Annotated in this window: 19 protein-coding genes; 10 read left to right on the forward strand and 9 right to left on the reverse strand. The window is 71.7% G+C overall.

The features are described 5' to 3' along the window. Positions 1-72: 72 nt before the first annotated feature. The 4 genes from FLP10_RS14340 to xseA are packed head-to-tail and all read right to left on the reverse strand — an operon-like array spanning position 73 to position 2,950. Positions 73-762, reverse strand: a complete 690-nt coding sequence (locus FLP10_RS14340) for a carbonic anhydrase (RefSeq protein ID WP_210418411.1) — start codon at positions 760-762, stop codon at positions 73-75. Between the two features lie 31 nt (positions 763-793). Next, complete coding sequence (locus tag FLP10_RS14345; RefSeq protein ID WP_149161491.1) at positions 794-1,432, reverse strand: DUF4245 domain-containing protein; 639 nt, start codon at positions 1,430-1,432, stop codon at positions 794-796. Next, positions 1,432-1,677: an exodeoxyribonuclease VII small subunit gene (locus tag FLP10_RS14350; protein ID WP_149161492.1), complete on the reverse strand. Its 246-nt coding sequence runs from the start codon at positions 1,675-1,677 to the stop codon at positions 1,432-1,434. The genes FLP10_RS14345 and FLP10_RS14350 overlap by 1 nt, the downstream gene beginning before the upstream one ends. A 1-nt stretch (position 1,678) precedes the next feature. Further along, complete coding sequence (gene xseA, locus FLP10_RS14355) at positions 1,679-2,950, reverse strand: exodeoxyribonuclease VII large subunit (protein ID WP_149161493.1); 1,272 nt, start codon at positions 2,948-2,950, stop codon at positions 1,679-1,681. An 86-nt stretch (positions 2,951-3,036) separates the two neighbouring features. On the opposite strand from xseA, the gene FLP10_RS14360 reads away from it, so the two are divergent. The 4 genes from FLP10_RS14360 (at position 3,037) to FLP10_RS14375 (ending at position 8,588) form a co-directional block, all read left to right on the forward strand. Continuing rightward, positions 3,037-4,083: a 4-hydroxy-3-methylbut-2-enyl diphosphate reductase gene (locus FLP10_RS14360; protein WP_149162273.1), complete on the forward strand. Its 1,047-nt coding sequence runs from the start codon at positions 3,037-3,039 to the stop codon at positions 4,081-4,083. Between the two features lie 79 nt (positions 4,084-4,162). Next, positions 4,163-4,768, forward strand: coding sequence for a TetR/AcrR family transcriptional regulator (locus FLP10_RS14365; protein ID WP_149161494.1), 606 nt, complete (start codon positions 4,163-4,165; stop codon positions 4,766-4,768). Further along, positions 4,759-6,495 (forward strand): ABC transporter ATP-binding protein, encoded by a 1,737-nt coding sequence (locus FLP10_RS14370; protein ID WP_149161495.1) that lies wholly within the window; start codon positions 4,759-4,761, stop codon positions 6,493-6,495. Before FLP10_RS14365 ends, FLP10_RS14370 begins: the two co-directional genes overlap by 10 nt. 122 nt (positions 6,496-6,617) lie before the next feature. After that, positions 6,618-8,588 carry an ABC transporter ATP-binding protein gene (locus FLP10_RS14375; RefSeq protein WP_149162274.1) on the forward strand — a complete coding sequence of 657 codons (1,971 nt, stop codon included), beginning with the start codon at positions 6,618-6,620 and terminating at the stop codon, positions 8,586-8,588. A gap of 189 nt (positions 8,589-8,777) precedes the next feature. On the opposite strand, the gene FLP10_RS14380 is transcribed toward FLP10_RS14375, so the two are convergent. Then, positions 8,778-9,407: a DUF6264 family protein gene (locus FLP10_RS14380; RefSeq protein WP_149161496.1), complete on the reverse strand. Its 630-nt coding sequence runs from the start codon at positions 9,405-9,407 to the stop codon at positions 8,778-8,780. A gap of 8 nt (positions 9,408-9,415) precedes the next feature. Beyond that, a complete protein-coding gene (gene fbaA, locus FLP10_RS14385; protein WP_149161497.1) occupies positions 9,416-10,447 on the reverse strand; it encodes a class II fructose-bisphosphate aldolase in 1,032 nt (343 codons plus the stop codon). 156 nt (positions 10,448-10,603) lie between these two features. On the opposite strand from fbaA, the gene FLP10_RS14390 reads away from it, so the two are divergent. From FLP10_RS14390 to FLP10_RS14410, 5 genes are all read left to right on the forward strand, one after another. After that, complete coding sequence (locus FLP10_RS14390; RefSeq protein WP_149161498.1) at positions 10,604-11,581, forward strand: fructose-bisphosphatase class II; 978 nt, start codon at positions 10,604-10,606, stop codon at positions 11,579-11,581. A 121-nt stretch (positions 11,582-11,702) separates the two neighbouring features. After that, complete coding sequence (gene glpX / locus FLP10_RS14395) at positions 11,703-12,713, forward strand: class II fructose-bisphosphatase (protein ID WP_149161499.1); 1,011 nt, start codon at positions 11,703-11,705, stop codon at positions 12,711-12,713. Positions 12,714-12,783: 70 nt separating this feature from the next. Beyond that, positions 12,784-14,133: an MFS transporter gene (locus tag FLP10_RS14400; RefSeq protein WP_149161500.1), complete on the forward strand. Its 1,350-nt coding sequence runs from the start codon at positions 12,784-12,786 to the stop codon at positions 14,131-14,133. Between the two features lie 239 nt (positions 14,134-14,372). Next, a complete protein-coding gene (locus FLP10_RS14405; RefSeq protein ID WP_149161501.1) occupies positions 14,373-14,684 on the forward strand; it encodes a hypothetical protein in 312 nt (103 codons plus the stop codon). A gap of 13 nt (positions 14,685-14,697) precedes the next feature. Next, positions 14,698-15,036, forward strand: coding sequence for a hypothetical protein (locus tag FLP10_RS14410; protein WP_149161502.1), 339 nt, complete (start codon positions 14,698-14,700; stop codon positions 15,034-15,036). Between the two features lie 162 nt (positions 15,037-15,198). On the opposite strand, the gene FLP10_RS14415 is transcribed toward FLP10_RS14410, so the two are convergent. Both FLP10_RS14415 and FLP10_RS14420 read right to left on the reverse strand, forming a co-directional pair. Continuing rightward, positions 15,199-16,719, reverse strand: a complete 1,521-nt coding sequence (locus tag FLP10_RS14415; RefSeq protein ID WP_149161503.1) for a DNA recombination protein RmuC — start codon at positions 16,717-16,719, stop codon at positions 15,199-15,201. Between the two features lie 85 nt (positions 16,720-16,804). Further along, complete coding sequence (locus tag FLP10_RS14420) at positions 16,805-17,431, reverse strand: exonuclease domain-containing protein (protein ID WP_149161504.1); 627 nt, start codon at positions 17,429-17,431, stop codon at positions 16,805-16,807. 101 nt (positions 17,432-17,532) lie between these two features. Between FLP10_RS14420 and FLP10_RS14425 the strand changes: the two genes are divergently transcribed. After that, positions 17,533-18,300 (forward strand): class I SAM-dependent methyltransferase, encoded by a 768-nt coding sequence (locus FLP10_RS14425; protein ID WP_149161505.1) that lies wholly within the window; start codon positions 17,533-17,535, stop codon positions 18,298-18,300. Positions 18,301-18,343: 43 nt separating this feature from the next. Here the strand turns inward: FLP10_RS14425 and FLP10_RS14430 are convergent, their stop codons facing one another. Continuing rightward, entirely contained in the window at positions 18,344-20,593 is a 2,250-nt protein-coding gene (locus FLP10_RS14430) for a caspase family protein (RefSeq protein WP_149161506.1), read from the reverse strand. Between the last annotated feature and the right edge of the window lie 16 nt (positions 20,594-20,609).

Below are 20,609 nucleotides of genomic sequence, written 5' to 3' on the forward strand. Positions count from 1 at the left end.
TGTGATTCGCTGCGTCGGCGCTCGATCGGCGAGGGCCGGATGCCTCGACCGAGGTGCGGCGGAGATGAAGACTCAGATGCGGCCGACGACGACGTCGGTCTCGGCACGGCCCTCGACGAGGCGGTAGTTCGCGCCGACCACAGCCAGCGTACCCGCTGCGATCGCGTCGCTGATCATCTCGCTGCGCTCGATGAGCTCCTGGACGGTGTTGCGCAGGTGCTCGCGGCCGACGTACCCCGCATCGACGTCGCCGGGCACGACCGGCTCGTCGTCGTCGACCCCGGCGACCTTGCGCACGGCGGGCACGATGCTCGAGACGAGGTCGCCGATGTGCTTCGGCAGGGGAGCGGCATCGGCCGCCTGCGAGTCGATCGCAGCGCGCACCGCACCGCAGGCGTCGTGCCCGAGCACGAGGATGAGCGGCACGTTGAGGATGCCGACCGCGTACTCGAGCGAAGCGAGCGCCGAATCGGTGGCGACCTGGCCCGCGTTGCGCACCACGAATGCGTCGCCCAGGCCGACGTCGAAGATGATCTCGGCGGCCAGGCGCGAGTCGCTGCACCCGAAGATCGCGACCCGCGGGGTCTGCGTGTTCGCCAGCGACGTGCGCCGCTCGACGTCTTGGCGGGGGTGCTCGGGCGTGCCCGCGATGAACCGCTCGTTGCCGCGGCGCAGCGCACGCCACGCCTCGGCCGGGGTCTCGGATGAGGACGGGCGCGGGGACGACGGGGAGGACTGGTGCGCGTCGACAGCCTCGGTCACGGTGGCTCCTCTCGCGGCGCAGGACGTGCGGCTACTGCGCCTGGATGGTGGGGGTGATCGCGGTGGCGAACGTGGCGAACTCCTCTGGCGATGCCGTGCCCAGCAGCACGAACGTCGTGTCGTTCGAGGTCGTCACGAGACCGTACCGCGCATTGCCGACGTCGTCGCCCGACTCGCGGTTGTCGTACACCGTCCACTCGACGCCGTCGATCTCGACGACGCCGGTCGCGAGCGTGCGGGCGAGCAGCGAGGCGACCCAGGTGTCGTTCGCGTCGAAGCCCTGGTACATGCCGAGATACTCATCGCCCGGGGTGAGCATGCCGACGTACCAGGCGGTGATGTCGTCGGAGCCGGTGCGGATCTCGGCGGCGTTCGGGCGCCAGCCGTCGGGCAGTTCGGGAACCACGAGCGGCGCCGAAGCACCGACCTGCGCCTGCTCGGCGATCGCGGACACGTCGACGTCGCGCTCGATGGGAGTGTCGCTGCGCGGCACGAGCAGCACGATGACGAGCACCACGACGAGGCTCGCGATGAGCGCGAAGATGAGGTTCAGGGTGGTCTGGTTCTGCCGGTGCCGCTTCGAGTTCGCGGCCTTGCGAGCCGCGGTCTCTTCGGGGGTCTCTGGCCGGCCGAGCTCGGCGACGACGCGCGGCGCGCGCTGGGCGGCCATCAGGATGCCTCGGCCGAGTCGGTGCCGGCGGTGCGCGCCGCGCGCGCTCGGTCGAGCCGGGCCTTCGCGCCGACGAGCCATTCCTCGCAACGGGCGGCGAGGGCCTCGCCGCGCTCCCACAGGGCGAGCGACTGCTCGAGGGTCGCCGACCCCTGCTCGAGCTCGGCGACGACCTGCACGAGTTCGTCGCGCGCCTGCTCGTAGCTCAGCTCGGAGACGTCGGGGAGGGAGGGCATGGCTGCCATTCTATTCGGCGGGAGTTGCGGGCTCGGCGGGCTGCGCGGGCGGCGCCGGCTCGGCCGGGTGCGGTGCGGCGCCCCGCGACTCGGCCGCGAGTGCGCCCTCGGCGAGGGTGACGGTGAGCGCGGTGCCCGCGGGCGCCTGTGCGGCCGCGCGCACGACGTGCCCGTCGGGGCCCTGCACGATGGCGTACCCGCGGTCGAGGGTCGCCTGCGGCGAGAGCGCGCGCAGATGCCCGCGGAGCTCGGCCACCCGCGACGCCTGCCGTTCGACGACCCGGTCGGCCAGCTCGCTGCCGCGGGCGACCCAGCGGGTGAGCTCTTCGGCGCGGCGGTCGATGATCCAGCGCCCGTCGGCCAGGACGGGTCGTGCCCGCAGGTGGCCGATGCGGTCGACCTCGCGGGTGAGGAGCGACGTCATGCGCATGCCGAGTCGCGCGCGCACCTGTTCGACGCGGGCGAGTTCTTCGCCGACGTCGGGGACGACGCGCTTCGCGGCATCCGTCGGGGTGGAGGCGCGCAGGTCGGCGACCTCGTCGAGCAGCGGCCGATCGGCCTCGTGGCCGATCGCGCTGACGATGGGCGTGGTCGCCGCCGCGGCCGCGCGCACGACGCGCTCGTCGCTGAAGGCGAGCAGGTTCTGGAAGTCGCCGCCGCCGCGGGCGACGATGATGACCTCCACCTCGGGGTCGGCGTCGAGCCGCTGGATCGCCGCGACCACCTCGGGTACAGCGCGATCGCCCTGCACCGAGGCATAGGCGGCACGGAACTCCACCGCGGGCCAGCGCAGCGTCGCGTTGCGGCGCACGTCGTGCTCGGCGTCGGAGTCGCGCGCGGTGACGAGCCCGACGACCGCGGGCAGGAACGGCAGCCGCCGCTTGCGGTCGGGCGCGAACAGCCCCTCGGCAGCGAGCTGCCGCCGCAGCCGCTCGATGCGCTCGAGCAGGTCGCCGAGGCCCACATGGCGCAGGTCGTAGACCTGCATCGAGAGGGTGCCGCCCTTCACCCACCAGTTCGGCTTCATGAGCGCGATCACGCGGTCGCCCTGCGCGAACTGCTCGGGCAGCTTCGCGCGCACCGACGACCACATCGTGAACGACACCGTCACGTCGGCGTCGCAGTCTTTGAGCTTGCCGTAGGTGTTGCCGTTCGAGCCGCCCCACTGGGTGATCTCGCCCTCGACCCAGATCATGCCGAGCCGGTCGATCCACTCTTTGATCTTGGTCGAGACGGTCGCCACCGACCACGGCGTCTCACGCGTGTTGGCGCCGTCGGCCATGCCCGCTCCCAGCCGCCCGTCGGGGTGCGCCGCGTAGGATGGGCATCGTGACGAGCACGACGGATGCCCCGCGGATCGGCCTCGGCATGCCGAGGATCCCGAGCGTGCGCGGCCGGCTCAAGGATAACCCGACCCCCCGACCCAAGCGGGTGCTGCTCGCGGCTCCTCGCGGGTACTGCGCGGGCGTCGACCGCGCCGTGATCGCGGTCGAGAAGGCCCTCGAGCACTACGGCTCGCCGGTGTACGTGCGCAAGGAGATCGTGCACAACAAGCACGTCGTCGCCGAGCTCGAGCAGCAGGGCGCGGTGTTCGTCGACGAGGTCGACGCGGTGCCCGAGGGCGCCCACGTCGTGTTCAGCGCGCACGGCGTCTCGCCCGCGGTCGTGCACGCGGCCGCCGACCGCGGCCTGCACGCGATCGACGCGACCTGCCCGCTCGTCACCAAGGTGCACCGCGAGGCGGTGCGGTTCGCGCGCGACGACTTCGAGATCCTGCTCATCGGCCACGAGGGGCACGAAGAGGTCGAGGGCACGGCCGGCGAGGCGCCCGATCACGTGACGCTCGTGAACAGCCCCGACGACGTGCCGAACATCGAGGTGCGCGACCCCGAGAAGGTGGTCTGGCTCTCGCAGACGACGCTGAGCGTCGACGAGACGATGGAGACCGTGCGGCGGCTGCGCGAGCGGTTCCCGGCCCTGCAGGACCCGCCCAGCGACGACATCTGCTACGCCACCCAGAACCGCCAGGTCGCGATCAAGAAGGTCGCCCAAGAGGCCGAGCTCGTGATCGTCGTCGGGTCGGCGAACTCGTCGAACAGCGTGCGGCTCGTCGAGGTCGCCCTCGAGAACGGTGCGAAGGCGGCCTACCGGGTCGACTACTCGACCGAGATCCGCCAGGAGTGGCTCGACGGGGTGTCGACGGTCGGCGTCACGAGCGGGGCATCCGTGCCCGAGGGCCTCGTACAAGAGGTGCTGATCGAACTCGCCGATGCGGGCTACGGCGACGTCTCCGAGGTCAAGACGGCCGAAGAAGACCTCATGTTCTCGCTGCCGAAAGAGCTGCGCCGCGACCTCGCGGGCAACCGCGACGCGCGCGCGCTCGGCGGGCGCAGCCGCACGGCGACCACGGCCTGAGCCGCGGTTCGGATTCGTTCGCTCAGAGCGAACGGCGCCGAGTGGAGTGAGCGCTCACTCAGGCGTAGCATCGCCCCTCGTGAGTGCTGCAGCGACCGAGCGGATGCCACGCGCGAAGCCCCTGCCCGTCGAAGAGCGCCGCGCTGCGATCGCGCGGGCCACCGTGCCCCTGCTCATCGCCCACGGCGGCGACGTGACGACCCGGCAGATCGCCGAGGCATCCGGGGTCGCCGAAGGCACGCTGTTCCGGGTCTTCCCCGACAAGGACGCCATCATCGACGCCGCCGTCGAGGCGTTCCTCGACCCGGCGCCGTTCCGCGCCGGCATCAGTGCCATCGACCCCACGCTGCCGCTCGAGCTCAAGGTGCAGCTCGTGCTCGAACGGTTCCGCGAGCGGTTCAGCGGCATCTTCGGCGTGTTCGCATCGCTCGGAGTGAAACAGCGGCCGCCGATCGCGCCCGACATCGCGGTCATCGTCGGCATCTTCGAGCGTCTGCTCGCCCCCGACCTCGAACGGCTGCGGATTCCGCCCGCACGCGTGTTCGGATACATCCGCCTGGTCGCGTTCTCGTCGGCGATGCCGCACCTGGCCGCCGATCTCGACCTCGACACCGCCGAGCTCGCGCACCTCGTCGTGCACGGCATCGCACGCCACACCGAAAGCGAGTCGACCACATGCTCATGAAACTGCTGCGCCGGTACCTCCGGCCGTACTGGCCGCTGCTGGTCGGCGTGCTCGTCTTCCAAGGCGCCCAAGCGGTCGCCTCGCTGTTCCTGCCGAGCCTGAACGCCGACATCATCGACGACGGCGTCGCGAAGGGCGACACCGGTGTCATCATGTCGATCGGCGCCGTGATGCTCGGGGTCACCCTGCTGCAGGTCGCCGCCTCGATCGCTGCCGTCTGGTTCGGTGCGCGCGTGGCGATGGCGTTCGGGCGCGACGTGCGCCGCGCGGTCTTCCGGCAGGTCGGCGACTTCAGCGAGCAGGAGGTCTCGCGCTTCGGCGCGCCGAGCCTCATCACCCGCACCACGAACGATGTGCAGCAGGTGCAGATGCTCGTGCTGATGAGCTGCACGATGCTCGTCTCGGCGCCCATCATCGCGATCTTCGGCGTCGTGATGGCGCTGCGCGAAGACGTGGTGCTCTCGTGGATCATGGTCGTCGCCGTGCCCGTGCTGCTCATCGCGGTCGGCCTCGTCATCAGCCGGCTCGTGCCGCTGTTCCGCAGCATGCAGCGCAAGATCGACAACGTGAACCGGGTGCTGCGCGAGCAGCTCACCGGCATCCGGGTCGTGCGCGCGTTCGTGCGCGAGGGCGTCGAGACCGAGCGGTTCGACGAGGCGAACGAGGCGCTCACCGACACCGCGCTGAAGGCCGGGCGGCTGTTCGCCCTCGTGTTCCCGATCGTGATGCTCGTGCTCAACGCGTCGAGCGTCGCCGTGCTCTGGTTCGGCGCGTTCCGCATCGACGCGGGCGAGATGCAGATCGGCGCGCTCACCGCGTTCCTCAGCTACCTCATCCAGATCCTGATGGCCGTGATGATGTCGACGATGCTCGCGTTCCTGCTGCCGCGGGCCGCGGTGTCGGCCGGCCGCATCGGCGAGGTGCTCGCGACCGCCCCCAGCGTCGTCGAGCCGGTCGGCGGCGTGACCGAGCTGCCCGAGCCCGGCACGATCGAGTTCCGCGACGTCACGTTCTCGTACCCCGGAGCCGAGGCGCCGGTGCTGCACGACCTCAGCTTCACCGTGCACCCCGGCCAGACGACCGCGATCATCGGCTCCACCGGCGCCGGCAAGACGACCATCGTGAACCTCGCCGCACGGCTCTTCGACGCCACGTCGGGCAGCGTGCTCGTCGGCGGGGTCGACGTGCGCGAGCTCGACCCCGAGGTGCTGAACTCGCAGCTCGCGCTCGTGCCGCAGAAGCCGTACCTCTTCGCCGGCACGGTCGGCTCGACGCTGCGATACGGCGACCCGGATGCCACGGACGACGAGCTGTGGCGCGCGCTCGAGATCGCCCAGGGCCGCGACTTCGTCGCCGCCATGCCGGGCGATCTCGAAGCACCCATCGCACAGGGCGGCACCAACGTCTCGGGCGGCCAGCGACAGCGGCTCTCGATCGCGAGAGCCCTCGTGAAACGCCCGCCGATCTACCTCTTCGACGACTCGTTCTCGGCGCTCGACACCGCGACCGACGCGAGGCTGCGCGGGGCGCTGTCGCGCGAGGTCGCCGACGCGGCACGGCTCGTCGTCGCCCAGCGGGTCGCGACCATCGTCGATGCCGACCAGATCCTCCTCGTCGAGGACGGTCGCATCACCGCCCGCGGAACCCACGACGAGCTCATCGCCAGCTCGGCCGCATACGCCGAGATCGTCGAGAGCCAGCTGAGCGCAGAGGAGGCGGCCGCGTGAGCGAGCAGCAGAACCCGGGCGGAGCATCCGGGCAGCAGCAGGGCGGAGCATCCGGCCCGTCCACCGGCGCGACCGGAGCGCAGCCGGCCGCCGCGACCCGCCCGCCGGTGCGCCGCGGCCCGATGGGCGGCGGCCCCATGGGCGGCATGGGCATGCCGGCCGAGAAATCGAAGAACTTCGGGCCCAGCGCGAAGCGCCTCGTCAGCCGGCTCGTGCCCGAGCGCGCGGCGATCGTGTGGGTCATCCTGCTCGGCGTCGTGAGCGTCGTGCTCTCGGTGCTGGGGCCGAAGATCCTCGGCCAGGCGACCAACCTCATCTTCGAAGGGTTCATCTCGGCGCAGCTGCCCGAAGGCGCCACCAAGCAGCAGGTCGTCGACGGCTTGCGCGCACAGGGCAACGACCAGCAGGCCGACATGGTGCAGGCGATGAACCTGCACCCCGGCCAGGGCATCGACTTCGCCGCCGTCGGCACCGTGCTCGCATGGGTGCTCGGGCTGTACATCGTCGCAGCGCTGTTCGGCTGGGCGCAGGGGTACGTGCTGAACGGCGTCACCCAGCGCACCGTCTACCGCCTGCGCGAAGACGTCGAGACGAAACTGCACCGGCTGCCGCTGTCGTACTTCGACACGATGCAGCGCGGCGAACTGCTCTCCCGCGTCACGAACGACATCGACAACATCTCGCAGACCCTGCAGCAGACGATGAGCCAGCTGCTCACGTCGCTGCTCACCGTCGTCGGCGTGCTCGTCATGATGTTCGTCATCTCGCCGGTGCTCGCGCTCATCGCCCTCGTCACCATCCCGCTCACGATCATCATCACCACGGTCATCGCCAAGCGGTCGCAGAAGCTGTTCGTCGCGCAGTGGGCGCGCACCGGCACGCTGAACGCGCAGGTCGAGGAGTCGTACTCGGGCCACGCGCTGGTGCGCGTGTTCGGGCGCCGCAAGGAGGTCGGCGAGCGGTTCGACGTCGAGAACGGCGAACTCTACAACGCGAGCTTCGGCGCCCAGTTCGTGAGCGGCATCATCATGCCCGCGATGATGTTCGTCGGGAACCTCGTCTACGTCGCGATCGCCGTCGTCGGCGGGCTCATGGTCGCCGGCGGGGCGATCTCGCTCGGCGATGTGCAGGCGTTCATCCAGTACTCGCGGCAGTTCACGCAGCCGCTCAGCCAGCTCGGCTCGATGGCGAACCTGCTGCAGTCGGGCGTCGCGAGCGCCGAGCGCGTGTTCGAGCTGCTCGACGCCGACGAGGAGGTGCCCGACCCGGTGGAGCCCGAGCGGCCCGCTGCGGCGACGGGCCGCCTCGAATTCGAGGACGTCTCGTTCAGCTACGACCCCGAGAAGCCGTTGATCGAGCACCTGTCGCTGGTCGCCGAGCCCGGGCAGTCGATCGCGATCGTCGGGCCGACCGGCGCCGGCAAGACCACGCTCGTGAACCTCATCATGCGGTTCTACGAGCTCGACAGCGGGCGCATCACGCTCGACGGCGTCGACATCACCCACATGACGCGCGACGCGCTGCGCTCGCGGATGGGCATGGTGCTGCAGGACACCTGGCTGTTCGCGGGCTCGATCCGCGACAACATCCGCTACGGCCGGCCGGATGCCACGGACGAGGAGCTGCTCGCCGCGGCCCGCGCCACCTACGTGGACCGGTTCGTGCGCACCCTGCCCGACGGGTACGACACCGTGCTCGACGACGAGGCATCCAACCTCTCGGCCGGCGAGAAGCAGCTCATCACCATCGCGCGCGCGTTCCTCGCCGACCCGTCGGTGCTCATCCTCGACGAGGCGACCTCATCGGTCGACACCCGCACCGAACTGCTGCTGCAGCAGGCGATGACCGCGCTGCGCGCCGACCGCACGTCGTTCGTCATCGCGCATCGGCTCTCGACGATCCGCGACGCCGACCTGATCATCGTGATGGAGCACGGCACCATCGTCGAGCAGGGCACCCACGCCCAGCTGCTCGAGGCGGGCGGGGCGTACGCGCGCTTGTACGAGGCCCAGTTCGCCGCGCCGATCGACGACGACGAGGCGACGCCGGCGGTGCCGACCGGTCTCACGTCGCTGACGGGCGGGGCCAGCTAAGGCGCGGCGCGGCGCCCCGCGCGCCCCGCCGCGCCACGCGGGCACGGGAACACATTCGAGGATTGGGAGGACCTTCTGCGGAGAACGTCCTCCCTGCGGTCGAAAGTGTTCCCGTGGGGTGGTGGAGCTGGGCCGGTCGGGTGGTGCGTCGGAGCTGGGATGGTGGGGCGGTACTGAGACGCCGCCCGCCTACTGCCGCGGCGTCGTCAGCTCGGAGAAGAACACCGGGTCGCTCGCGAAGACGAGCATGCCGATGATCGTGACGACGATGAACGCGGCGACGCCGGCGATGAGCGGCACCCACCAGGCGATCAGGCCCGCGCGCATGCGGGCGCGCGACCAGAGCAGCGCGCCGACCCAGAGCGCGAGTTGCAGGGCGATGCCGATCGCGATGAGCGCGGGCACTGCGGGGCCGGGCGTGAAGGAGGTCGGCGCGTCCATGCCGAGCATCGCGGCCGACAGCTGGGCCGACCGTACGACGCTGTCGGGCAGGATCGCGAGCGAGAAGCTGTTGTAGATCACGCCGAGCACGCCGAACGCGAGCAGGGCGATGGTCCAGGCACGATCGGTGGGGTGTACGGCGCGCCCGGCGGCAGTAGGCGCCGCGGCCGCGGCCGCACCTGACACCGCGGGCGCCGCGGCAGCAGGAGCCGCTGCCTCGTGCCGGGTCTCCTCGGGCGGAGTCCATGTCCACCCGGGCGGCGCGTACTCGCCGAACTGCGGACGAGGCCGCTCGTCGACCGGCTCGGGCGCGGGCGGCGGCGTCGCACCGCCGGGCGCGGGAGTGTCTGGCGTGCGAGCGGCCTCGTCCTGTGACATCCGTGCCCCTACGCGGTGATCGACTGGCCGGCCGAACCGAGCTGGCGCGTCGACTCGCCCACGCGAACCGCCATCGCCGACTCGGCGACCTTGCCCCAGGCGCGGGGATCGTAGGCCTTCTTGTTGCCGACGCCGCCGTCGACCTTGAGCACGCCGTCGTAGTTGTCGAACATGTAGCCCGCGATCGAGCGCGTGAACGCGTACTGGGTGTCGGTGTCGATGTTCATCTTCACGACGCCGTTCGCGACCGCCTCGGCGATCTCGGCGTCGGTCGAGCCCGAGCCGCCGTGGAAGACGAGGTCGAGCGGCTTCGGGCCGGTGCCGTACTTCGCGGCCAGGCCGTCCTGGATCTCCTTCAGCAGCGCCGGGCGCAGCTTGACGTTGCCGGGCGCGTAGACGCCGTGCACGTTGCCGAACGTGAGGGCGGCCATGTAGCGGCCCTGCTCGCCGAGGCCGAGCGCCTCGACCGTCGAGATCGCGTCCTCGAGGGTCGTGTAGAGCGCCTCGTTCGAGCCCTCGTGCTTCACGCCGTCTTCTTCGCCGCCGACGACGCCGATCTCGACCTCGAGGATCGCGTGGATCGCCTTCATGCGCGGCAGGATCTCTTTCGCGATCTCGAGGTTCTCGGTGAGGGGAACTGCCGAGCCGTCCCACATGTGGGACTGGAAGATCGGGTTGCCGCCGGCCTTCACGGCCTCTTCGGATGCCTCGAGCAGCGGGAACACGAAGTCGGCCAGCGCCGGCTTCGGGCAGTGGTCGGTGTGCAGCGCGACCGTGATCGGGTACGACTTCGCCACCTCGTGGGCGAACTTCGCGAACGCGAGCGCACCGGTCGCGCGGGCCTTCACGGTGTGCCCGGCGAAGTAGTCGGCGCCGCCGGTCGTGACCTGGATGATGCCGTCGGAGCCGGCCTCGGTGAGGCCCTGCAGCACCGCGTTCAGCGTCTGCGAGCTCGAGACGTTGAACGCCGGGAACGCGAAGCCCTTCGCCTTCGCGGTGTCGAGCATCTCGGCGTACTGCTCGGGAGTGGCGATGGGCATGGAAGCTCCTTCTGGCATCGAGTGGGATTCGGCACGAGTCTACCGAGGTTGCGAGCGCGGCTCGGTTCCGCGGGCCGGGCGGGTTGAGGCGGGCGGCCCGGGTGGGGCGGGCCGCCGCGGCGGGCGGAGAACGGGCAGGCAGGGCAGGATGGAGCGGTGAGTGGTTCCGGCGGCGTGATGGATGACCCGGCGCTCGTCGAGGCGCTGCTGCGCGCGACCACGGCCGCGGCGGCCGCCACGCTGCCGCTGGTCGGATCGGGCGACGGGGACGCGGTCGACGGTGCGGCGGTCGCAGCGATGCGCTTCGCGTTGACGGATGCCCCGTGCGACGGCCGGGTCGTCATCGGCGAGGGCGAGAAGGACGAAGCGCCCATGCTGGCGCTGGGCGAGCGGTTCGGCACGGGGGAGGGGCCGGCGATCGACCTCGCGGTCGACCCGGTCGACGGCACGCGGCTCGCCGCAGCGGGCCGGCCCGGCGCGATGGCGGTCGCGTCGATCGCCCCGCGCGGGGCGTTCTGCGATCTCGGGCCTGCGCACTACCTCGAGAAGCTCGTGTCGTGGCATCCGGCCGCCGCCCTCGACCGACCGCTCAGCGAGCTGATCACGGCGATCGCCCGCGAGCGCGGCGTGCCCGCCGGCGCGGTGCGGGTCGCCGTGCAGGACCGCCCCCGCAACGCGGGCTACGCGGCGGCGGCGCGGGCGGCCGGCGCCGAGGTCGTGCCGTTCGAGCACGGCGACGTCGAACGCAGCCTGCGGGCGGCCCAGCGCGGCACCGATCTCGACGTGCTCGTCGGCATCGGGGGAGCGCCCGAGGGCGTGCTGGTGTCGGCGGCGGTGCGCGCCCTCGGCGGCGCCATGCAGGCCCGACCCGCGCCGCAGTCCGACGCCGAGCGGCGCCGGGTCCTCGACGCAGGTGTCGACCTCGATCGGGTGCTGACGCTCGACGGGCTGTGCAGCGGGCCTGCGTTGTGCGTGCTCTCGGCGGTCACCGAGGTCGACCCGGGCGGTGCGGTGCGCTTGACCGGTGCCGCGCGGGTGGACGAGGGCGTCGCCGTGGAGTCGTGGGTCGTGGCATCCGGTCATGCGATGTGGATCGACCGGAGGGTCGTGACCGACGGGTTCGCAGCATCCTGACCGGCCCCTTGCCCAGGCCGAAAGAACCGCGGATCTTTCACCGCCGTTCACCGTCAACCCCGGCGATTCCGAACACCCGCTCGTTAGGCTCGAAGCATCCGACCGATGGAGGAGCCCGCCGATGCGCACCGACCAGGCCGAGGAACCGGCCCCCCTGTTCCACCACCCCGACCGCAACCTCGCACTCGAACTCGTGCGCGCGACCGAGGCCGCGGCCATCAGGGCCGTGCCGTGGATCGGCAAGGGCGACAAGAACGCCGCCGACAAGGCCGCGGTCGACGCGATGCGCGCATTCCTCGCGACCGTCGACTTCGACGGGGTGATCGTCATCGGCGAGGGCGAGAAGGACGAAGCGCCGATGCTGTTCAACGGCGAACGCGTCGGGTCGGGCCGCGGGCCGTCGTGCGACATCGCCGTCGACCCCATCGACGGCACCTCGCTCACCGCCGCCGGGCGCTCGCACGCGCTGTCGGTGCTGGCCGTGAGCGACCGGGGCACCATGCTCGACGCGTCGAGCGTGTTCTACATGGACAAGATCGTGACCGGCCCCGAGGGCTACGGCGTCATCGACATCGAGCGGCCGATCGGCGACAACATCCGCGCGCTCGCTGCGGCGCTCGGCAAGGACGTCGACGAGATGCGGGTCGCGGTGCTCGACCGGCCGCGGCACGAGCAGCTCATCGCCGACATCCGCGCCGCCGGCGCCGGCACCCGGCTGATCCTCGACGGCGATGTCGCCGGCGGCATCAACGCGGCGCGCCGCGGCACCCGCATCGACATGTGCGTCGGTGTCGGCGGCAGCCCCGAGGGCATCACGACCGCGTGCGCGGTGAAGGCGCTCGGCGGGTTCATGCAGGGCCGACTCGCGCCGAAGGACGACGCCGAGCGCGAGCGCGGGCTCGCCGCCGGCCTCGACATCGACGCCGTGCTCTCCATCGAGGACATGGTGCGCGGCGACAACACGTTCTTCGTCGCGACCGGCGTCACCGACGGCGCACTCGTGAACGGGGTGAAACGCGAGGGGCCGATCATCCGCACCGAGTCGGTCGTGCTGCGCTCGAAGTCGGGCACCCTGCGGCGTATCGAGGCCGAGCACCTCGTCGAGAAGTGGCTCGATCCCGAATACCTCTGACCCGCGGCGTCGCTCGCATCGCTGCGCTCGCCGCTGAGCGCGCGTCGGAGGGTTCGGCGAAGATGAACGGATGACCCGCAGCGACAGCCTGCCGCGCGCCCTCCGGCCGTTCCGGCTCGGGCAGTACCGGCTGCTCGTCGGCGCGCTCGCCGCGTCGTTGCTGTCGGCGGGGGCCTGGCTCGTCGCCGCGGTGTGGCAGGTCGTCGAGCTCGGCGGCACCCCGGTCGACCTCTCGCTCGTGGCGGTCGGCTCGAGCCTCGGGCTGGTCATCGCCGTACTGTTCGGCGGGGTCGCCGCCGACCGCATCCCGCAGCGGCGCATCCTCATCGCCGTCGAGCTCGTGCGCGGTGTCACGTTCGCGGTTGCGGCGGTGCTCGCCGCGACCGGCGTCATCGAGGTGTGGCACCTCGCGGTGCTCTCGTTCGTGCTCGGCGTGGCCGACGGGTTCTTCTACCCCGCCTACTCGGCGTGGCTGCCGTCGATCCTGCCCGCCGAGCAGCTGCTGGCGGCGAACGGCATCGAGGGCGTGCTGCGGCCCGCGGTGATGCAGGCGGCGGGGCCCGCACTCGCGAGCGCGCTCATCGCCGTGCAGGGCCCGTGGCTCGCATTCGCGATCGTCGGCGCGCTGCAGGCGGCGGCCGTCACGGTGCTCGCCGCGATGCGCACGACGCCCGTGCGGCGCGACCCCGACGAGGTGGTCGTGCATCCGGTGCGCCAGACCTTCATCGACCTGCGCGACGGCTTCGCCTATCTCGCCTCGACGCGCTGGCTGCTCGCGACGCTCATCTTCTCGATCGTGCTCGTGCTCATCATCATGGGGCCGATCGAGGTGCTGCTGCCGTTCGCCGTCAAAGACCAGGCCGGCGGCGGCGCCGGGGCGTTCGCTCTCGCGCTCGCCGCGTTCGGGTTCGGCGGTGCGGTCGGCTCGCTCACTGCCGCGTCGATGCGCATCCCGCGCCGATACCTCACGCTCATGATCCTGGCGTGGGGGTTCGGCTGCCTGCCGCTCGCGCTCGTCGGGCTCACGTCGTGGCTCTGGGTGATGGTCGCCGCGCTGTTCGTGGTGGGTGTGCTGTTCGACTGGGCCCAGGTGCTCTGGGGCACGCTCCTGCAGCGGCGCGTGCCGCCCGCCATGCTCGGGCGGGTGTCGAGCCTCGACTTCTTCGTGTCGCTCGCGCTCATGCCGGTGTCGATGGCGATCGCCGGCCCGATCGGCGAGGCCGTCGGGCTGGCTCCCGCGTTCCTGTTCGCGGGGCTCGTGCCGCCGCTGCTCGCGCTCGCGACACTCGCGTTCGCGCGGCTCGGGCGCGACGAGCTCGCGCACCCGCTCGACGGGCGGACGGATGCCACGATCGTGACCGGCCCCGAGACCGCCGCCCGCTTCGAGCTGCCGGCCGACGAGCGCTCTCGGGGCGAGTGACCGTTCCGCGCGCGGCGCGCGGCAGTGCCGCCCCGCGCGGGCGGCACTGCCGCCGCCGAGTGTTTCCGTTTGCACGCGGTGTTTCCGTTCGGGTGGGAACGGTCGGTGCGAACGGAAACATTCGGCGGGAGGGCGTGCGAGCGGGGGGGGGGGGGGGGGGGGGGGAGGGAGGTCAGGGAGAGAGGGAGGTCAGGGCGGGCACTGATTCGGCACCGGCGGGGTCGGCGTAGACCCGAATCATGAAAGGCCAGACACTGAACGCGCCGTGGGCGTCGAGCAGCGGCGTCTACACCCACACCTGGACGTACCAGGTCACGCACCCCGGTCGCACGGTGGTCGAGGTCGCACTCACCTCGGTGAACAGCATCGACGATGACGACGGCACGTTCGCACGGTTCGGCGTCTCGCAGATCGTGAGCAGCAGCGGCGTCGAGAACTTCGGCGACGATGGCCCGCCGATCATCGCCCGCGACAAGGTCACGAGCGTCAGCGTGCGGATGTTCGTCATGAACTCGTACGCGCGTGGGCGAGTCTCGCGGAACTTCTGGTGAGAAGGGCAGAACGATGATCGATGAGACAGCGAGCAGCGAAGCCGTCGAGACTCGGCAGCAGCTGAGCGTGCTGTACGACCCCGAGACGGGGCGTGCGGTGCGCGGTCACACATTCGTCGGCATCGACGACGAGCTCTCGGCGCCCGACGGACGCGAGGCCCGCGAGCGCGTGCTGCGCGAGGAGATCGGCGTGCGCGAGGCGAAACGACTGCGATTCGCCGACGCCTCGTCGCGGCTGCGAATCGAGGCTCCGGCCGAACTCGTGGTGACGAACGAAGCCGTGGCCGCGCGGCCGCTGAAGTTCACCGGGCGCAGGGCCGACGCCGTAGGGCGACCTCGCTCGGCCGACTGAAACACCCGTCGGCGCAGAATCGGGCGATGGTGCTGACTCACCCGATCGGGCGGTGGTGTGCGGGTCGGGGTTGAATCAGGCGATCGGGTTGGCTCACGCGCGGGCGCTGGTTCAGGCGTCGGGGTGCTGGTTTGCGGTCGGCGTGGAAGGCGACCGTGCTACTCAGGCGTCGGCGCTGCGCCGGATGTCGGGGTCGATGTCGGCGACGAGGTGCTCGGTGCCGGGCAGCACGTCGAGTTCGAGCGCGGGGTCGGAGTCGAGCGACACCTCGTCGTCGGCTGGCTCCGCCACGTCGGCCGCGTCGATCTCGGCGTCGACCACCGATTCGAGCTCGGCGCGATCGGTCGACTCGGCCGCGATCGCGGTTGTGAACTCGTACGCAGTGAGCTCGCGCGGGCTCTCGTCGATGCCCTCGAGGGTGGCGAAGACCTTCGTCTCGTCGAGGGCGCTGAGCTTGCGCGCCGTGGGCAGCACCCGAGACTCGAGCGACCCGACGAACGCGTTGTAGTCCTTCACGGTGCGCTCGATCGTGCGACCGAGCTTCTCAAGCTGCCCCGCTGTCGTCGACAGGCGCGAATACAGCTCGCGACTGAGGTCGAAGAGGGTCTTCGCCTCGTTCGTGAGCACGTCTTGCTGCCACGAGAACGCGACCGTCTTCAGCACCGACCACAGCGTGACCGGCGACGCGAGGGCGACACGCTTCGAGAACGCGAACTCGAGCAGGGCCGGATCGGCCTCGAGCGCGCTCGAGATGAGCGACTCGCTCGGGATGAACGCGATCACCATCTCGGGGGAGGCGCCCAGCCCCTCCCAGTAGGTCTTCGAGCCGAGCGCGGTGATGTGGTCGCGCACCGCCCTCACGTGGCCCTTCATGAGGCTCTCGCGCTGCGCGCCCTCGGTGCCCGTCGCAGTCGGCGGGATCTGGCTCGCCTCGAGGTACGCGTTGAACGGCACCTTCGCGTCGACGGCGATGTGCTTGCCACCGGGCAGGTGGATGACCATGTCGGGCCGGCCGGCACCCGAGTCGGTCGTGATCGAGCGCTGCGTATCGAAGTCGACCCGCTCGATGAGCCCGGCCGCCTCGACGACGCTGCGCAGCTGCGTCTCACCCCAGACTCCGCGCGTGCTGTTCGAACGCAGGGCCGAGGCGAGGGTCTCAGCCGTCGAGCGCAGCCGCTCTTCGTTCTCGGCGGCGATCTTGAGCTGCTGGCTCAGCTCGCCATGCTGCAGGTGGCGCTGCTGCTCGAGCTGCGTGACCTTCGCCTGCATGTCGGAGATCGTCTGCTTCACCGGGGCGAGTGCCTGCAACACCTTGCTCTCGGCGAGTTCGCGCTGTTCGCGCGCGGCCTGATCGGCACGCTGCCGCTCGACCAGCTCGCGGTACTGCTGCTGTGCGGCGAGCACCTGCTCGCGCAGCCCGACGGCCGTCGCCTCGACCGCTGACAGCTCGGCTCGCAGCTCGCCCTGCACCCGCTGCTCGTCGGCCCGGGCCCGCGCCAGGGCCGCCTGCGCCTCGGCGCGCACCTCGAGCAGCTCGCGCTCGTGACGGGCCGCGACCAGCGCGGGGTCTTCGCCGGGCGCGCCCGCCCCGGCGTCGGCACGACGAGCACCGACGAACCACGCGGTGAGCGCACCGAGCGCACCGCCCACGACGAGGCCGATGATCAGCAGCAGGATCTCCATACGACGAGTGTCGCAAGACCCGCCGACATCGGACGGCTGGCTGACGGGCGGGTCGGGTGCTCCTCGACCAGCGGAGGGTGGGGCGCTACTCGACCAGCGGATCGGCGGCGGAAGCCGCTACTGCGGGCGTGGCCGGTACCACCGCCCGTCCGAGCGCGCCGGGCCGCACACCGGTCGCCTGAGCGAGAGCGGCCAGGTCGTCGACGCCGTGCCGGCCGGCCGCGTGCACCACGATCGCCGCGCACGCCTCGGCGTCGGCCACCGCGTTGTGGTGCGCGAAGTCGTCGAACCCGGCCGCCCACGCCGCGATCGGCAGCCGGTACGAATCGAGGCGGTAGGTGCGGCGCGCGACGCTGAGGCTGCACAGGTACCGGTGGCTCGGCACCTCGAGCGACCAGGCCTCGCTGATCGCCGCGAGCACCCGGGTGTCGAAGCCGGCGTTGTGCGCGACGAGCCAGTCGGCCTCGGCGAACGCGGCGAAGTCGGCCGCGCGCGCGTCCCAGCCGGGGGCGCCGGCGACCATGTCGGGGGTGATGCCGTGGATGCGCACGTTCCACTCGTTGAACTCGTCGTGCGGGAACGGGGGCCGCAGCAGCCAGTGCGCCCGGTCTACCACGCGCCCGTCGCGCACCTTCACGAGCCCGATCGAACACGCCGAGGCACTGGATCCGTTGGCGGTCTCGAAGTCGATCGCGGTGAAGTCCACTGGCACGGCGGCATCCTCCCACGCACCGCCGACGCCGCCCGCCCGCCGCGCCCGCAGCCGACGGATCCGCGGTTGACGGATCTGCGCCGCGGGCGTGGAATGGGCGCATGAGCGACGGCCTCGTGAACGACCCCGCCGACCCCGTGACCGTCGCGAGCGCGCGCAGTTTCGGCCACGCGGCATCCGTCTACCATGCCGCCCGGCCGGGATATCCGCGCGAAGCCGTGGAATGGCTGGTGGGCGACGCGGCCCGCATCCTCGACCTGGGCGCAGGGACGGGCAAACTCACGCAAGCGCTCGTCGCGCTCGACCGCGAGGTGATCGCGGTCGATCCCGTGGCCGAGATGCTCGAGGAGCTCGAGGTGGCGGTGCCGGGAGTGCCGCGCATTCTCGGCACGGCCGAGGACATCCCCGTCGAGGACGCCTCGGTCGACGCGGTCGTCGCGGGGCAGGCGTGGCACTGGTTCATCCCCGAGCGGGCGATCCCCGAGATCGCGCGGGTGCTGAAGCCCGGCGGCACCCTCGGCCTGGTCTGGAACAGTCGCGACACGAGCGTCGACTGGTTGCGCGAGGCGGGCGAGATCATGCACGAGCGCCACGACGCGAGCGCCACGTTCGAGAGCTATGTGAAGGTGGGTGCGCCCTTCGGCCCGGTGGAGGAGCACACGGTCGATTGGTCGGCGCGGATGTCTCGCAGCGCATTCCTCGACCTGGTCAGGTCGCGCTCGTACTTCATCACGGCGGATGCCGCGGAGCAGGCCGCCACGATCGCCGCCCTCGAGACGCTGCTCGACACGCACCCCGACCTGGCGGGCGCATCCGAGCTCGAGGTGCCGTACCGCACACGCTGCTTCCGCGCCCGGCTCGCCGGCTGAGGCAGCCGCACCCGGCGCCGTGGCGCCGCCCCGGTCGCCTCGATCACCGCCGCCGCGACTCGACCTCGAGCAGGTCGGCGGTCGCCCGCAGGATCGAGACGATCGCCGCGGTACGCACCTGCTCGGGCGTCTCCGCGGTGCGTTCGAAGTCGGGGTCGGCGTCGTCACCGGCGGAGCCGTGCCCGATCGGCCCGCCGAGCACCGGCGCGAACAGCACGCGATCGGCCGCGAGGTCGTCGGCGGTGAGCTTCGGGTCCTGCACGCGATTCGGCCCGAGCGCATCGATCACCGCCGAGACGAACGAACGGTTCGTGTATCGTGCGCCGCGGCCCAGGACCTCGAGCGCGGCGCGGGTGAACACGCCCTGCCCGCGGCTCTCCCACGCGACCTGGTCGTCGGCGCAGGCGGCGATGAGCACCTCGCGGCGCTGGATCGCGGTGCGTCCGAGCACCGACTTCGGCGCCCGCCCCGGTTCGGAGTCGACGACGCGGGAGTGGGCCTCGACCTGCCATGGGTGCTCGGTCGGGGCGCCGTTCAGCCGGCGGAACGTGTCCTGCTCGGTCGGCGTCAGGGCCGCGAGCCGCGGACGCAGGCCGTCGCGCCGCGCCGGCGGCTGATCGCCGATGCGCCGCGACGCGGTGCCCGAATGGCAGCAGTCGAACACCAGCGTGACCGCCGCGCCCTCGGGGATCAGGTCCCAGACGGCGGCCAACTCGTCATCGAGGATCACCCGGCTCGAACGGAAGTCGACGGGGCACAGCGCCTCGTCGGCGCGATCCTCGTCGTCGCCGTCGAGATCGGGCACGAAGGTGCCGTGCCCCGCGTACTGGATCACGAGGCTGTCGCCGGGCCGCGCCGACGACACCAGCGCGATGATCTCGCTGACCATCGCATCCCGCGTCGCATCGCCGTCGTGCAGGTCGCGCACCGTGAAGCCCGCCGCGTCGAGTGCCGCGCCCCACGCCCTCGAGTCGGCGACGGCGCCGGCGAGCTCGTCGCCCTCGGGGTACCGATCGATGCCGATGCACAGAGCGAGTCGCTGGGCGGGGCGGTGCTCGGCGGCGGTGCTGGCGGTGCCGGTTGCATCCTCGGCTTGCGCGAGCGGCGCCTCGTCGGCCGAACGCCCGGCGGCGTCCGCGGGTGCGCCCGCGGGTTGCCGTGCGGCTCGCTTCGGGAACGGTGTGACCGAGTCGAGCATCGCGATCCGCATCGCGACGCTGCGCATGGTGTCGGCGTCATCGTCGAACCCGCCGTGCGTGGTCGCGTTGCTGCGGCTGCGCGGGTCGCCGCCAGTAGGGCTCAGCACGAGCCGCTCGTCACCGCCGTCGAGGTACGCGCGGGTGCGGGCGCTCGCGATGAGGTGCTGGTGGATGCCCAGGATCGCCGCGCCGCGCTCGGGTTCGAACGACCCCGAGACCAGGTACAGCAGCGACTTGCGGTACGCGGCGAGGCAGCTGTCGTCGAGCTCCTTCTCGTCGGTCATGGTGAAGATCGAGAGCTCGCCGATGCGGCGCTGCTCGGCGTGAGGCAGCAGCAGCTTCTCGAACGTGTCGATGCGCACCGCTGGTGCCAGGAACGTCACCGAGGCGAACTCGGGCACCCCCGCCTCGAGCGCGGCGGGCACGAAGTGCGAGTGGAAGATCGAGCCGGCACTGTGCCCGACCGCGTGCAGCGAGATCGCCGAGCCGTTGGCCTTCATGAACTCGGCGAGCGCCCGGGCGAGCACTTGGCCGCCGCCTCCGTCGACGACGGCTGCCGCGGCATCCAGCTTCATGTCCTCCCAGACCGCTCGCCCGCCGAGGGCCCGCAGCGCGACCTCGATGACACCGTCGGTGACGTCCGTCCAGCCGCGCCTCCCACCGGGGCGGTACCGTTCCCATGCGTCGGCGATGGCGGTGAGCGCGCCCGTCTCCCAGACGATCTCGATCGGGAAGACGCCGTTCTCGAGCCACCAGTCGACCTGCTGGTCGGCGACGTCGAAGCCGTCGTCCTTCGCCACCAGTCCGCCGTGCGCGTACACGACGACCGGCACCGGCCCCGCGCCCTGCTGCGCGTCGACGAAGTCGGTGAGGTGCTTCGTGACGATCCGCTCGATGTCGGCGGCCGTCGTCTCGAACTCGGCGACGGTCTTGGGGCGGGCGACCGACGTCGCCGCCGGGCGTCCGTCGGGGATCACCACGACGTGCTCGCGCAGCTTCGCGAGCCGGGCCGGAGTGGGTCGGCGGTCGCCGCGTGCGGCGGATGGTGCGGCGGCGGACGGTGCGGACGGTGCCGGTGCGGCGGACGCGGTCATGGCGGGCTCCTCGGGA

Source organism: Agromyces intestinalis (assembly GCF_008365295.1).
Taxonomy (GTDB): Bacteria; Actinomycetota; Actinomycetes; order Actinomycetales; family Microbacteriaceae; genus Agromyces; species Agromyces intestinalis.

Excerpts from the sequence above, each read along its gene's own strand:
- FLP10_RS14425 (WP_149161505.1), top strand. The coding sequence starts at position 17,533 with ATGAGCGACGGCCTCGTGAACGACCCCGCCGACCCCGTGACCGTCGCG.
- glpX (WP_149161499.1), top strand. The coding sequence starts at position 11,703 with ATGCGCACCGACCAGGCCGAGGAACCGGCCCCCCTGTTCCACCACCCC.
- FLP10_RS14345 (WP_149161491.1), bottom strand. The coding sequence starts at position 1,432 with ATGGCCGCCCAGCGCGCGCCGCGCGTCGTCGCCGAGCTCGGCCGGCCA.
- FLP10_RS14405 (WP_149161501.1), top strand. The coding sequence starts at position 14,373 with ATGAAAGGCCAGACACTGAACGCGCCGTGGGCGTCGAGCAGCGGCGTC.
- fbaA (WP_149161497.1), bottom strand. The coding sequence starts at position 10,447 with ATGCCCATCGCCACTCCCGAGCAGTACGCCGAGATGCTCGACACCGCG.
- xseA (WP_149161493.1), bottom strand. The coding sequence starts at position 2,950 with ATGGCCGACGGCGCCAACACGCGTGAGACGCCGTGGTCGGTGGCGACC.
- FLP10_RS14380 (WP_149161496.1), bottom strand. The coding sequence starts at position 9,407 with ATGTCACAGGACGAGGCCGCTCGCACGCCAGACACTCCCGCGCCCGGC.
- FLP10_RS14415 (WP_149161503.1), bottom strand. The coding sequence starts at position 16,719 with ATGGAGATCCTGCTGCTGATCATCGGCCTCGTCGTGGGCGGTGCGCTC.
- FLP10_RS14400 (WP_149161500.1), top strand. The coding sequence starts at position 12,784 with ATGACCCGCAGCGACAGCCTGCCGCGCGCCCTCCGGCCGTTCCGGCTC.
- FLP10_RS14410 (WP_149161502.1), top strand. The coding sequence starts at position 14,698 with ATGATCGATGAGACAGCGAGCAGCGAAGCCGTCGAGACTCGGCAGCAG.
- FLP10_RS14375 (WP_149162274.1), top strand. The coding sequence starts at position 6,618 with ATGGGCGGCGGCCCCATGGGCGGCATGGGCATGCCGGCCGAGAAATCG.
- FLP10_RS14370 (WP_149161495.1), top strand. The coding sequence starts at position 4,759 with ATGCTCATGAAACTGCTGCGCCGGTACCTCCGGCCGTACTGGCCGCTG.
- FLP10_RS14360 (WP_149162273.1), top strand. The coding sequence starts at position 3,037 with ATGCCGAGGATCCCGAGCGTGCGCGGCCGGCTCAAGGATAACCCGACC.
- FLP10_RS14430 (WP_149161506.1), bottom strand. The coding sequence starts at position 20,593 with ATGACCGCGTCCGCCGCACCGGCACCGTCCGCACCGTCCGCCGCCGCA.
- FLP10_RS14350 (WP_149161492.1), bottom strand. The coding sequence starts at position 1,677 with ATGGCAGCCATGCCCTCCCTCCCCGACGTCTCCGAGCTGAGCTACGAG.